The organism is Leucobacter albus (assembly GCF_039528015.1).
Taxonomy (GTDB): Bacteria; Actinomycetota; Actinomycetes; order Actinomycetales; family Microbacteriaceae; genus Leucobacter; species Leucobacter albus.
Genome location: NZ_BAAAKZ010000003.1, coordinates 516,383 through 528,763, shown reverse-complemented (window position 1 = coordinate 528,763; position 12,381 = coordinate 516,383). Strand labels below are relative to the sequence as shown.

Annotated in this window: 13 protein-coding genes; 1 reads left to right on the top strand and 12 read right to left on the bottom strand. The window is 67.4% G+C overall.

The window, feature by feature from the left end; genetic code table 11:
• Positions 1-5: 5 nt before the first annotated feature.
• From ABD115_RS06085 to lepA, 12 genes are all read right to left on the bottom strand, one after another.
• Positions 6-392, bottom strand: coding sequence for a DUF5684 domain-containing protein (locus tag ABD115_RS06085; RefSeq protein ID WP_343959251.1), 387 nt, complete (start codon positions 390-392; stop codon positions 6-8).
• A gap of 90 nt (positions 393-482) precedes the next feature.
• Positions 483-1,424, bottom strand: coding sequence for a GTPase Era (era, locus tag ABD115_RS06080; RefSeq protein WP_343959249.1), 942 nt, complete (start codon positions 1,422-1,424; stop codon positions 483-485).
• Complete coding sequence (locus ABD115_RS06075) at positions 1,421-2,338, bottom strand: hemolysin family protein (protein WP_343959246.1); 918 nt, start codon at positions 2,336-2,338, stop codon at positions 1,421-1,423. The genes era and ABD115_RS06075 overlap by 4 nt, the downstream gene beginning before the upstream one ends.
• A gap of 5 nt (positions 2,339-2,343) precedes the next feature.
• The gene (gene ybeY / locus ABD115_RS06070) at positions 2,344-2,799 is read right to left on the bottom strand and encodes an rRNA maturation RNase YbeY (protein ID WP_343959244.1); all 456 of its coding nucleotides are present in this window, start codon (positions 2,797-2,799) and stop codon (positions 2,344-2,346) included.
• The gene (locus ABD115_RS06065) at positions 2,796-3,860 is read right to left on the bottom strand and encodes a PhoH family protein (RefSeq protein ID WP_343959866.1); all 1,065 of its coding nucleotides are present in this window, start codon (positions 3,858-3,860) and stop codon (positions 2,796-2,798) included. Before ABD115_RS06065 ends, ybeY begins: the two co-directional genes overlap by 4 nt.
• 97 nt (positions 3,861-3,957) lie before the next feature.
• Complete coding sequence (locus ABD115_RS06060; RefSeq protein WP_343959242.1) at positions 3,958-4,305, bottom strand: histidine triad nucleotide-binding protein; 348 nt, start codon at positions 4,303-4,305, stop codon at positions 3,958-3,960.
• 65 nt (positions 4,306-4,370) lie between these two features.
• A complete protein-coding gene (locus ABD115_RS06055) occupies positions 4,371-5,147 on the bottom strand; it encodes a 16S rRNA (uracil(1498)-N(3))-methyltransferase (RefSeq protein ID WP_343959240.1) in 777 nt (258 codons plus the stop codon).
• 2 nt (positions 5,148-5,149) lie between these two features.
• Positions 5,150-6,241, bottom strand: coding sequence for a molecular chaperone DnaJ (gene dnaJ, locus ABD115_RS06050; RefSeq protein ID WP_343959238.1), 1,092 nt, complete (start codon positions 6,239-6,241; stop codon positions 5,150-5,152).
• A 52-nt stretch (positions 6,242-6,293) separates the two neighbouring features.
• On the bottom strand, positions 6,294-7,325 hold the full coding sequence (gene hrcA / locus ABD115_RS06045; protein WP_343959236.1) for a heat-inducible transcriptional repressor HrcA: 1,032 nt from the start codon (positions 7,323-7,325) through the stop codon (positions 6,294-6,296).
• A gap of 55 nt (positions 7,326-7,380) precedes the next feature.
• Positions 7,381-8,622: a radical SAM family heme chaperone HemW gene (gene hemW, locus ABD115_RS06040; RefSeq protein ID WP_343959234.1), complete on the bottom strand. Its 1,242-nt coding sequence runs from the start codon at positions 8,620-8,622 to the stop codon at positions 7,381-7,383.
• 2 nt (positions 8,623-8,624) lie between these two features.
• Complete coding sequence (locus tag ABD115_RS06035) at positions 8,625-9,437, bottom strand: DUF1990 family protein (protein WP_343959232.1); 813 nt, start codon at positions 9,435-9,437, stop codon at positions 8,625-8,627.
• Positions 9,434-11,287 carry a translation elongation factor 4 gene (gene lepA, locus ABD115_RS06030; protein ID WP_343959230.1) on the bottom strand — a complete coding sequence of 618 codons (1,854 nt, stop codon included), beginning with the start codon at positions 11,285-11,287 and terminating at the stop codon, positions 9,434-9,436. The genes ABD115_RS06035 and lepA overlap by 4 nt, the downstream gene beginning before the upstream one ends.
• A 94-nt stretch (positions 11,288-11,381) precedes the next feature.
• Between lepA and ABD115_RS06025 the strand changes: the two genes are divergently transcribed.
• On the top strand, positions 11,382-12,308 hold the full coding sequence (locus ABD115_RS06025; RefSeq protein ID WP_343959228.1) for a hypothetical protein: 927 nt from the start codon (positions 11,382-11,384) through the stop codon (positions 12,306-12,308).
• Positions 12,309-12,381 lie beyond the last annotated feature (73 nt).

Below are 12,381 nucleotides of genomic sequence, written 5' to 3'. Positions count from 1 at the left end.
CACCCCTAGTGCTGCCGGGGCACGTAGCGGGCGTCACCGAGCCCAATGATGAAGTACCCGATCATTGGGAACAGCCACAGCCAGAAGACGGAGAACGCGCCGCCCTTGCCGAAGTTTGCGCCGAGCCGCACAGCCACGAAGATGGCGAAGATGAAGCCAACGACGGGAATAAGGTAGAGCAACGACATCCACCCCGAGTAGCCGGCGATCTTCACGATGAGAATGAGGTTCACGATCGGAATGAAGGCGAGGATGCCAGGGTAGCCGGCCTTCGTGAACATCTTCCAGGCTGCGATGGCGACCACCACGTACAGCGCCAGCATAAACAGCGAGGTTGTGCCGGAGAAAACGGCTGCGAGGGCTTCGTCCATCGGGGTATTTGCAGTAGTCATGCCAGCAATACTAGAAGCAAACGCATAGCGATGTGAAAGATTCGTGCCGCGACACCCGGCCCGTTCAGCGCGATTTCACCCGGCGCTGGGCTAGAACCCCAGGCGCCCGAGCGCCTTCGGGTCGCGCTGCCACTCCTTCATCACCTTCACGCGCAGCGACAGGTACACCCTGCGCCCGAGCAGCGCCTCGATCTCGCGCCGCGCATCCTCGCCAATCTGACGTAACCGCGAGCCACCCTTGCCGATCACGATGCCCTTCTGACTGTCGCGCTCGACGTACAGCGACGCATAGAGCTCGAGCAGACCGAGCTCGCCCTCTTCCTCTGCCTCCCGCTCCTCACGATCGTCGACGGTGACGGCGAGCGAGTGCGGCAACTCCTCGCGCGCCTCACGCAGCGCGGCCTCGCGAATCAGCTCGGCGATGCGGTCGTCTTCGGTCTCATCTGTCGAGGCCTCGTCGTCGTAGAGCGGCGGCGAGACCGGCATGAGCGCGAGCAATTCGTCGCTGAGAATGTCGAGTTGCTCGCGGGTCACCGACGAGATCGGCACGACCGCATCCCACTCGCGCAGCTCGCCGAGCAGCAGCAGTTGGTCGAAGATCTCGCTCTTGGAGGCCTCATCGACCTTCGTGAGAATCGCGACCTTCTTCGCGCGAGGGAAATCGTTCAGGCGGTCGTTGATGAAGCGGTCGCCCGGGCCGAGCTTCTCGTTCGCTGGAACGCAGAAACCGATCACGTCGACGTCGCCGAGCATCGATTCGACGAGCGCATTGAGGCGCTCACCCAGCAGCGTTCGCGGGCGGTGGATCCCCGGGGTGTCGACGATGATCAGCTGGCCATCTGGCCTGTGCGCAATGCCGCGAATCGCGCGGCGGGTGGTCTGCGGCTTCGGGCTGGTGATGGCGATCTTCTCGCCAACGAGCGCGTTCGTGAGCGTCGACTTGCCCACGTTGGGTCGGCCAACGAACGAGACAAACCCCGCGCGAAAGTCGCCGGCTGCGCCGGCCTGGGGTTCGGTGCTGGAGCCGTTCATGCTGTGTCCTCATTCGTTGTGCGGTCGGGGGCCTCGCCTGGGGCTCCCTCGTCAGTGATCGCGCGTGCCCGCGCGGTAATTAGTCGCTTGCGTCGACGTTCGGTGTCGATTGCCTCGAGCTCGATGCCCTCTCCCGTCACGCGGTCGCCCACCTCGGGGAGCCTGCCGAGCCACTTCGCGAACAGCCCGCCGACGGTGTCGACCTCCTCGTCGTCGAGCTCGATCTCGAAGAGCTCGCCGAGGTCGTCGATCGGCAGCATTGCGCTCACGAGGAAGAGGCCGGGGGCCTCCTCGATGACCTCCGGGGCCTCGCGGTCGTGCTCATCGGCGATGTCACCGATGACCTCCTCGATGAGATCTTCGAGCGTCACGAGCCCCGAGATGCCGCCGTACTCGTCGACGACGAGCGCGAGGTGGTTCGACTCCTGCTGCATTCGGCGCAGCAGCTTGTCTGCGCGCTGCACCTCGGGCACAAACATCGCTGGCTTCATGATGCGCGTGGCCGGGGACTCCTCCGCCTCCTCTGGCCGGCGCAGCACGAAGCTCGAGGCATCTCGCAGGTACACGACCCCGAGCACCTCGTCGACGTCGTCGCCGATCACCGGCACGCGAGAGTGGCGCGAGTTAAGCAGTTGCTCGAGCGCATCGCGAATCGAGACGTCGGAGTCGACCGTGACCATGTCGGTGCGCGGCACCATGACCTCGCGCACGAGCGTGTCGCCGAACTCTACAATCGAGTGAATGTAGTCGCGGTCGCCCTCCTCGAGCAGGTCGAGCTCGGTCGCCTGGTCGACCATCGAGAGCAGCTGCTGCTCGTCGCGCACGCGGCCGCGCCCGAGCGCCACTCGCTCGGCGATGCGCCGCACAGCGGTGCTCGCCCGCTCGAAGAGCGGAGGCAGGTCTTCGTCGCTCATAGAGCTCACCGTTCTCGGGTGCTGAACGAGAGCACAAGATCCCGCTGCAGGCCGAACATCTCGGCCTCCTCGTCGGGGGTACCGTGGTCGAACCCGAGCAGGTGCAGCATGCCGTGGGTGACGAGCACGGTGAGCTCCTGTTCGAGCGAGTGCCCCGCGTTGTCTGCCTGAATCATCGCGATCTGCGGGCAGACCACGATGTCGCCGAGCAGACCTGCGGGCGCCGGGGCGTCGGGCCGGCCCGGGCGCAGCTCGTCCATCGGAAAGCTCAGCACATCGGTAGCTCCCGGCTCGTCCATCCACTGCACGTGCAGCTGTTCGATGGCGGCCTCGTCGACAAACATCAGGCTGAGCTCGGTGTCGGGGTGCACGTACATCGACTCGAGCACGAAGCTCACGAGTCGCTGCAGCCGATCCTCGCCGACGGCGACCCCTGATTCGTTGTTGATCTCGACGCTCATCGGTCGCGCTTCCCTTCAGTGCTGTGAGTGCTGTGTGTGGTGCCGGCGCCCCGCGTGGTGCCGGCGCTCGGCGTGGTGCCGGCGCTCCGCGTACCGCCGGCGCTGCGCGCCTCTGCGGTGAGGGTCGCGCCGCGCTCATCGTACGCCGCGTAGGCATCGACTATGCGGCCGACGAGGCTGTGCCGCACGATGTCGTCGGCGCTGAGCTCGGAGAAATGAATGTCGTCGACACCCCGCAAAATACCGCTCACGACGCGCAGGCCGCTCTGCTTCACCGGCAGGTCGACCTGAGTCATGTCGCCCGTCACCACCATCTTCGAGCCGTAGCCGAGCCTGGTGAGAAACATCTTCATCTGTTCGGGCGTCGTGTTCTGCGCCTCGTCGAGAATCACGAACGCCTCGTTGAGCGTTCGGCCTCGCATATAGGCGAGCGGGGCAACCTCGATCGTGCCGTTTGCGAGGAGCTTCGGCACGAGGTCTTGATCCATCATCGAGCCGACGGCGTCGAACAGCGGCCTGAGGTAGGGGTCGATCTTGTCTTCGAGGCTGCCTGGCAGATACCCGAGCCGCTCCCCTGCCTCGACCGCGGGCCGCGTGAGCACGATCTTCGACACCTCGCGGCGCTGCAACGCCTGCACCGCCTTGGCCATCGCCAGGTAGGTTTTACCGGTGCCGGCGGGGCCGAGCCCGAACACGATGGTGTTGCGCTCGATCGCGTCGACGTACTCGCGCTGGCCCTGCGTCTGCGGCCGAACCGAGTTGCCGCGCACGGTGACGATCGGTTCGCTCAGTGTGATCGCCGCTCGCGGGCCGTTGCCGTCGCGCACCATCTTCGCGATCGACCGCACGTCGGTGCTCGACACGGTGCCGCTGCGCCTGGCGAGTTCGAGAATCTCGCGCACGAGCTCCTCGGCGGCGCGCACCGCGCTCGTCTCGCCGCGAATCGAGAGCACGTCGTTGCGGGCGTTGAAGGCGACACCGGGGTGCTGCGACTCCAGGTCGGCAAGCAGCTGGTCGCGAAAGCCGAGAAACGACGACAGCTCGACACCGGTGAGCGTCACCGTGCGCTCGAGCTGCGGCTCGGGTCTGGCGGAGGGGCCAGCGTCAGCAAGCTGCGCCGCGTCGCCCGCCGCTGCCGCGTCGACAGGTGAGTCTGGTTCAGAACCCAAGGAGGGAACGCTCCTCAAGGTTTGCGATCACGTGAGCGTGCACATGGAACACCGTCTGCCCTGCCGACGCACCGTTGTTGAAGATGAGCCGGTACTCGCCGTTGGCGTGCTCGGCCGCGAGCTGCTTGGCAACGGCCACCATCTCGGCGAGCAGCTCGGGGTCGCCCGCGGCGAGCTCGGTCACATCGGCGTACTCGGTAGACTTCGGAATCACGAGGATGTGCACCGGGGCCTGCGGGTTGATGTCGGGGAACGCGATGACGCGCTCGGTCTCTGCGAGCAGCTTCGCGGGAATCTCGCCGGAAACGATCTTGCCAAATACGGTCTCTTCAGCCATGGTGCCAGTCTACCGAAGCCGCCGCGATCGCAGCGCGGCAATCTCTCCGCGCGAACGCACGGCCCTCACCAGCGCCCCAGCGTGGCGTTGAGCACGGCAAGCGCGGCGGGCCCGGCAGACGAGGTGCGCAGCACGTCATCGCCGAGCAGCGCGATCACGCGATCGCCGGCACTGGGAGCCGCGGCAGCACCTGTGTCACCCGAACTTGCCGCGCCCGCCCCAGCAAGCGCGGCGAGCTCTGCGTCGCTCAGCCCGCCCTCGGGGCCGACCACCAGAAACACATCGCGGTCGTCGCTTGGGCGCCAGGCGCTCAGCCGCTGCTCGCCGCGCGGGTGCAGCACGATCAGGTGCCCGTCGAGCCCGGCGAGCTGCGCGGTCGTCGCGGGCGGCAGCACCTCGGGGATCCACCCCCGCATCGACTGCTTTGCCGCCTCGCGCGCGATGCGCGCCCACTTCTGCACGCCTTTCTCGGCCTTCTCGCCGGCCCAGCGCGAGACGGAGCGCTCCGCCTGCCAGGGAATGATCGCGTCGACGCCGAACTCGGTCGCCTGCTCAACCGCCCGCTCGTCGCGGTCGCCCTTCGCGAGCGCCTGCACGAGCACGGTGCGCCGTGCGGGTCGCGGCAGCTCTTCGACGCTTTCTACGCGGATCCCGAAGCTGTCTTTGCCGAGTGCTTCTACGGCCCCGTAGGCGAGCAGGCCGCGGCCGTTGCCAACGATCGTCTGCTCGCCAAGGCGCAGCCGGCTCACGCGCACCGCGTGCCTGCCCTCGTCACCGGAGACGGTGACGAGTTCGCCGACCGAGGTGCCCGCGAGCGACTCGTCGAAGTAAAGGTTCGCCACGATTACCCGAAGAAGCGGTCGCGCAGCTTGCCGAAGAAGCTCTGCTTGAACTCGCCGAAGTGCGGCGCCTCGTCTTTGCGCAGCTTCGCGAGCTGCTCGACGAGCGACTTCTCCTTGTGCGAGAGCTTCGTCGGCGTCGCCACCTGCATCGCGATCTTGAGGTCGCCGCGCGACGTCGAGCGCAGGCCCTGAATGCCGCGGCCCCGCACCGAGACGAGATCGCCCGACTGCGTGCCGGCGGGAATCTCGACCTTCACCGAGCCGTCGAGCGACTCGACCTCAACCTCGGTGCCGAGAATCGCGTCGGTCATCGACACCTGCATCGTGCTGAGCAGGTCGTTGCCGTCGCGGCTGAACGTGTCGTCGTGCTCGACGCGAAATTCGATGAATAGGTCACCGTTTGGCCCACCAAACGGCCCCACCTCGCCGCCGCCGCGCATCTGCATGCGGGTGCCGGTGTCGATGCCAGAGGGAATGTCGACCTGCAGCGTGCGACGCTCGCGCAGCCTGCCCTTGCCCGCGCACTCGACGCACGCGTTCTCGATAATCGTGCCGTAGCCCTGGCAGCTGCCGCACGGGTGCATCGTCACGACGTTGCCGAACAGCGAGCGCACCTCGCGCTGCACCTGGCCCTGGCCGCGGCAGACGTCGCAGGTCACGGGGTGGGTGCCGGGCTGGCACCCGTTGCCGCCGCAGGTGTTGCAGAGCACGGCGGTGTTCACGGTGACATCGCGCTGCACGCCAAACACCACCTCCTCGAGCTTCACGTCGACGCGAATGAGCGCGTCTTCGCCGCGCTCCTCGCGCGTGCGCGGGCCGCGCGAGCCGCCGCCGAAACCGCCGCCGAAGAAGGTCTCGAAGATGTCTCCAAAGCCACCTGCGCCGCCCTGGCCGCCACCCATGTCGTAGCGCTGGCGCTGCTCGGTGTCGCTGAGCACGTCGTAGGCGTGCGTGACGCTCTTGAAGCGCTCAGCGGCCTCCTCGCTCGGGTTCACGTCGGGGTGCAGCTGGCGGGCCAGCTTGCGATACGCCTTCTTGATCTCTTCGAGGCTCGCTTCGCGAGAAACGCCGAGCGTCTCGTAGTGATCCGCCACAGTTGAACTCCTAGGTGTCGTTGGTGAGTATGAAACGTTGTGCTGGAGGGGCTCAGCGGTCTTCGCTGAGCAGCCGGTTCAGGTATCTCGCAACGGCGCGCACTGCCTGGATATTCCCGGCGTAATCCATGCGCAGCGGGCCAAGCACGCCGAGCCTAGACGCGCCGAGCTGCTCGTAGCTCGTCGCGATGATCGACGCATCCGAGAGGCCGTAGGCCTCGTTTTCGCGCCCGATCGACGCGGCGATCTCGCGCTCGTCTTGTACGAGCTCGCCGAACAGTCTGAGCAGGGTCACCTGCTCCTCGATCGCCTCGAGCACGGTGGGAAGGGAGCCGGCGAACTCGCCAGGCCGCGTGAGGTTCGCCGCGCCCGCAACCGCGATCCGATCGCTGCGATTGGCCTGCAATTGCTGCGACACCGCCGAAAGCACGCTGAGCGCGAGCTCGGTGTCTGCGGGCCCGATCCACTCGCTCACCGAGCTGACGAGCTCGGCGACCCCTCGATCCGCCGCGTCGATATCTTGCCCGACAACCGCGGTCGCAATGCGCTCGCGCGCGGTGTTCAGCCACTGCTCGCTCGCTCGATTGGCAGGCAGCGTCGCGGTGTGCTGCTCGACAACGCCGTTGCCCAGAATGAGCACGCACAGCACCCGATTCTCGCCGAGCGCGACGAGGTCGATGTGGCGCACCGCGACCGAGCGCAGCGACGGGTACTGTACCACCGCGACCTGGTTGGTGAGCTGCGAGAGCAGCCGCACTGTGCGGGCCATCACATCGTCGAGGTCGCTCGACTCCCCAAGAAATCGCTCGATCGCCGTGCGCTGCGCCTGGGTCATTGGCCGCAGTTTTGCGAGCGTGTCGACGTAGAGCCGGTAGCCCTTGTCGGTCGGCACCCTGCCCGACGACGTATGTGTCTGGGCGATGAGCTCATCGTCTTCGAGCAGCGCCATGTCGTTGCGTATCGTCGCCGCCGAGACGCCGAAAGCGTGCCGCTCGACGATTGACTTCGACCCGACTGGCTCGTTCAGGGCGACGTAGTCGCCCACGATCGCGTGTAGCACGGCGAGGCTGCGCTCCGAGATCATCGCGCACCCCCTCTCGCACTCGAACTGGCACTCGAACAATCTGAGTGCCAGTCTACTACTCGAGCAGTTTCGCGACGACCGTGTCCGCTAGCAGCCGACCGCGAAGCGTCGGAACGACGCGCGGCTCGGCCCCCGCGACGCCAAGCGCCGCGCGGCCATCGATCAGCCCGTCGCCGATGAGGCCAGCGATGGCGGCCCGGCCGTGTTCGCTGAGAGCGGCGATCGGGAAGCCGTCTTTGATGCGCGTCTCGAGCAGCACGCGCTCACTGTGGCGGGCCTCGTCGGTGAGCGTCTCGCGGGCGTGCGCAGGCGACAGCCCCTGCGACATGCGCTCAGCGTAGGCGCGCGGGTGCTTCACGTTCCACCAGCGCAGCCCACCCATGTGGCTGTGCGCGCCCGGGCCCGCGCCCCACCAATCCTCGCCAGTCCAGTACGACAGGTTATGCCGCGAGCGCGTGTCGGCGGTGCGCGACCAGTTGCTGATCTCGTACCAGTCGTAGCCGGCCGCTGCGAGGCGCGCGTCGAGCAGCTCGTACATCTCAGCGTGCAGGTCGTCGTCTGGCTCGGCGACCTGGCCGCGGCGAATCTGCCCGGCGAGCTTCGTGCCAGCCTCGACGATCAGGGCGTAGGCCGACAGGTGGTCTGGGGCATTTTCGAGCGCGGCGTCGAGCGAGCGCTCCCAATCGGCGAGCGACTCCCCCGGCGTGCCGTAGATCAGGTCGAGGCTCACCTGCAGGCCGACGGCACGCGCGGCTGCAACGACGACCGGCACGCGCTCAGGCGTGTGGGTGCGGTCGAGCGTGTGGAGCACGTGCGGCACGGCAGACTGCATGCCAAAGCTGACGCGCGTGAACCCCGCCTCAGCGAGGGTCTCGAGGTAGGCCTCATCGACCGAATCGGGGTTCGCCTCGGTGGTGATCTCGGCGCCTGGCGCTAAGCCCCACTCGTCGCGCACCCGGGCAAGCATGAGGGCAAGATCGCTTGCGGGCAGCAGGGTGGGCGTGCCCCCGCCAAAGAACACCGTAGACACCGGCCGCTCGGGCAGCCCGGCAGCGCGCATCACGCCCGCCCCGAAACTCAGCTCAGTCGCGGCCTCAGAGGCGTAGCCAGCCTGGCTCGCACCCCCGCCGAGCTCGCTCGCAGTGTACGTGTTGAAGTCGCAATACCCGCAGCGCACGCGGCAGTAAGGCACGTGCACGTACACGCCGAAGGCGCGATCTACCGCGCCTTCGAGCACGCTCGCGGGCAACGCCCCGTCTGCCGGCGCGGGCTCGCCGTCGGGGAGCACGCTCGGCATGGTCAGGCCCCCTGGGGCTTGTCGCCTGCGTCGGAGGCGGAGTCGGAGGCGGGGTCGGAGGCGGAGTCGGAGTCGGGGGCCGGCGCTGCCAGCGCCGTCGGTACCGGGTCGCCGGCCCCGTCGCCCGCGTCGCCGCCCGCCGCGTCGCTCGCCGCCGGCACAACGCCGGTGCGGATCGCGGCGCCAGGGGTCAGCGCGGCCACGAAGGCCTGTGCGAGCTCGACGACATCGCGAAGCTCCGAACGCTGCTTGCGGCCGGCGAGCAGGCCAGAGCTTGTCAGAAATGTGAACCCGCGCGCGACGGCCCAAACGGTGCCGTCTGCACGCTGCTCAACGGTAATGAGCTGCTCGCCGAACCCGGGAACCTCCTCGCGGTCGCCCCAGGCGAAGCCAAGCCGCTGCGGCTCCTCGACGGTCGAGATCACCAGAATGGGCCGGCGCTGCCCCCCCGCAATCGTGAGCGTCGCGGTCGTTCCCGGGAGAATGTAGGCCTCGCCCTCGGGGCTGAAGAGCTGCTCGGGTGCCTCGCCGAGTTCGGGGGTGCCCCCCTCGGAGAACTGCACGCCGAGGTATTCTTCGGCCTCGCCGCGCTCGATCTCGTCGACCACAACACCCGCTGCGCGATGGGCCCCCCAGGTCATGAGGAGATTCGCAGCGGTGAGAAAGCGCTCTTGGCCGCTGCCGAGCTGCACGGCCTCCTCGTACGGGGTGCTCCCGGCCGGCGGAAATCGCATGAGATCTGGCGCGCCAGACGCTCCGATCGCCGCGTAGGCGACGGGCATGCGTGTATAGCTTGATCTGCGGGGTGCGTTCACTTCTTCGACGATTCCTTACCCTCAACGTCGCCAGAGAGCGCGGCAATAAACGCTTCCTGTGGCACCTCAACGCGGCCCACCATCTTCATGCGCTTCTTGCCCTCCTTCTGCTTTTCAAGCAGCTTGCGCTTGCGGCTGATGTCGCCGCCGTAGCACTTCGCGAGCACGTCTTTGCGAATCGCGCGAATGTTCTCGCGCGCGATCACGCGGGCGCCGATCGCGGCCTGAATGGGCACCTCGAACTGCTGGCGCGGAATGAGCTTGCGCAGGCGCTCGGTCATCATCGTGCCGTAGGCGTAGGCGTTGTCTCGGTGCACGATCGCGCTGAACGCGTCGACAGCCTCGCCCTGCAGCAGAATGTCGACCTTCACCAGGTCGGCCTCTTGCTGGCCGCTCGGCTCGTAGTCGAGGCTCGCGTAGCCCTGGGTGCGGCTCTTCAGGTGGTCGAAGAAGTCGAAGACGATCTCGCCCATCGGAATGTTGTAGCGCAGCTCGACGCGCTCACCGAGGTACTCCATGCCGAGCAGGCTCCCGCGGCGCGACTGGCACAGCTCCATAATGGCGCCGACGTAGTCCTTTGGCGCAAGGATCGCCGCGCGCACCATGGGCTCGCTCACGCTCGCGATCTTGCCGTCGGGGTACTCAGACGGGTTCGTCACGGTAACCTCGGTGCCGTCTTCCTTCGTGACCTCGTAGATCACACTGGGGGCGGTAGTAATGAGGTCAAGGTCGAACTCGCGCCGCAGTCGCTCGGTGATGATCTCGAGGTGCAGCAGGCCCAGGAAGCCGCAGCGGAAGCCGAAGCCGAGAGCGACCGACGTCTCCGGCTCGTACTGGAGCGCCGCGTCAGAGAGCTTGAGCTTGTCGAGCGCCTCGCGCAGCACCGGGTAGTCGGAGCCGTCGAGCGGGTAGAGCCCCGAGAACACCATCGGCTTCGGGTCGGTGTAGCCGGGGAGGGCTTCTTCGGCGCCGCGAAGCTTCGTCGTGACCGTGTCGCCAACCTTTGACTGGCGCACGTCTTTCACGCCCGTGATGAGGTAGCCGACCTCACCGACAGCGAGCCCCTTCGTCGGGGTCGGGCCGGGCGATGAGACGCCGATCTCGAGCGCCTCGTACTCGGCGCCCGTCGACATCATCTGCACCTTCTCGCGCGGCGACAGCTTGCCGTCGACCATTCGCACGTAGGTCACCACGCCGCGGTACGGGTCGTAGACGGAGTCGAAGATCATCGCGCGTGCCGGGGCCTCGGTCTGGCCGACAGGCGCCGGAATGCGCGCGACGACTACGTCGAGCAGCTCCTCAACACCCGCGCCGGTCTTGCCCGAGACCTTGAGAATGTCGTCGGGGATGCCGCCGATGAGGTCGGTGATCTCGCGCGCCACCCGCTCGGGGTCGGCAGCTGGCAGGTCGATCTTGTTGAGCACGGGAATGATCTCGAGATCATTCTCCATCGCGAGGTAGAGGTTCGCGAGGGTCTGCGCCTCAATGCCCTGCGCCGCGTCGACGAGCAAGATCGCGCCCTCGCACGCCGCGAGCGAGCGCGAGACCTCGTACGAGAAATCGACGTGGCCCGGCGTGTCAATCATGTTCAGGGCGTACTCGCCGCCCTCAGACTGCCAGTGCATGCGCACTGCCTGGGACTTAATGGTGATACCGCGCTCGCGCTCGATATCCATGTTGTCAAGATACTGGGCACGCATGTCGCGATCGGACACCGTGCCGGTGACCTGGAGCATGCGGTCGGCAAGCGTCGACTTGCCGTGGTCGATGTGCGCGATGATGCAGAAGTTGCGAATCATCGAGGGGTCGGTCGACGCCGGCACCGGTGGTTTCAGACTGCGAGGAGACATTGCCAGCCATTATCTCACGCGTGAGCACCTGCTGGGGCCACACGGGCAGCCGAGCGCTGAGCACGCCCCCATCGAAGCGCCGTAGGATGACAATGTGTCTGCTTCACAGTTCTTTCGGCGCCTGTTCGCGCCTGGGCAGCCCGCACGGGCTGTGGTGATTTCAACCGCGCTCGGCGCTGCGGCCCTCATCGACCCGGCGAAGCTCACGCGCGGCAAGCGCGCGCTGTACCGTTCGGGCCTCGCAGGTGTCACGGCGGCAATGGTCGCGAGCGACGCCGCGACCGGGCTTGATCGGCGCGGCCGGGGCGCTGCGGCTGTCGCAGCGGGTGGCGCGGTGCTCGGGCTCTCGGAGGTCGGCGAAACGGTTGACGCGCGCCTGCAACGAGCGCTCGTTCGCCGCGGCGTGAGTAAGCCGCGGCTCGTCTTCGCGACGGCGACGTTCGCACTGTCGCTCATGGCCGAGCTGCCTTCGGTCGTTGCCGCACGCAGGGCTCGCTCCGCTGCGGCGCCCGGCTCGCGCCGCGGGTTCGACGGCGCCGGTGGGAGTTCTGGCACGCCGGCGGAGCTGCCGGCCGGGGCGCGGTCGCTCATCGCTGGCATGCTCGATTTCAGTGCGGATCCCAGCGCGACGGCGCTGCGCACTCAGCTCGATTCTGCGCAGGAGCTCGTGTGGGGCGGCGTGTCTGGCTCCTATGACGTCATCACGATCGCGGTGGGTGACGCTGCTGCGCTGTCGCGCGCGGTGCCGCACGAACAGCAGTTCCCTGTGACGGCAAGCTTTGTCGACAGCGCGACCGGCCAGCGGCGACTGGTGCGGATGCGTGTGGCGGGTGGCATGCTGGCAGAACTCACTATCGAGAACCCGGAAGACTCCGAGGCTCCCGGCGACCCGTTCCCCCAGACCGCCGGAAATTGGCCGAGTCGTTGGCCTGCGCTTGCCGAAGTCACCTTCCTGCTCGACAGCGACGCGCCAACAGATCCGCGCGCAGCGAAGCGTTCCCGGGCGCAGCTCCGCGGGTAGTCGACATGACAACTGTCACCTCGAGCACGTGACAGCACTGCCTCGCGGCAGCCGAGCTGGCGCGAGAGGCTGG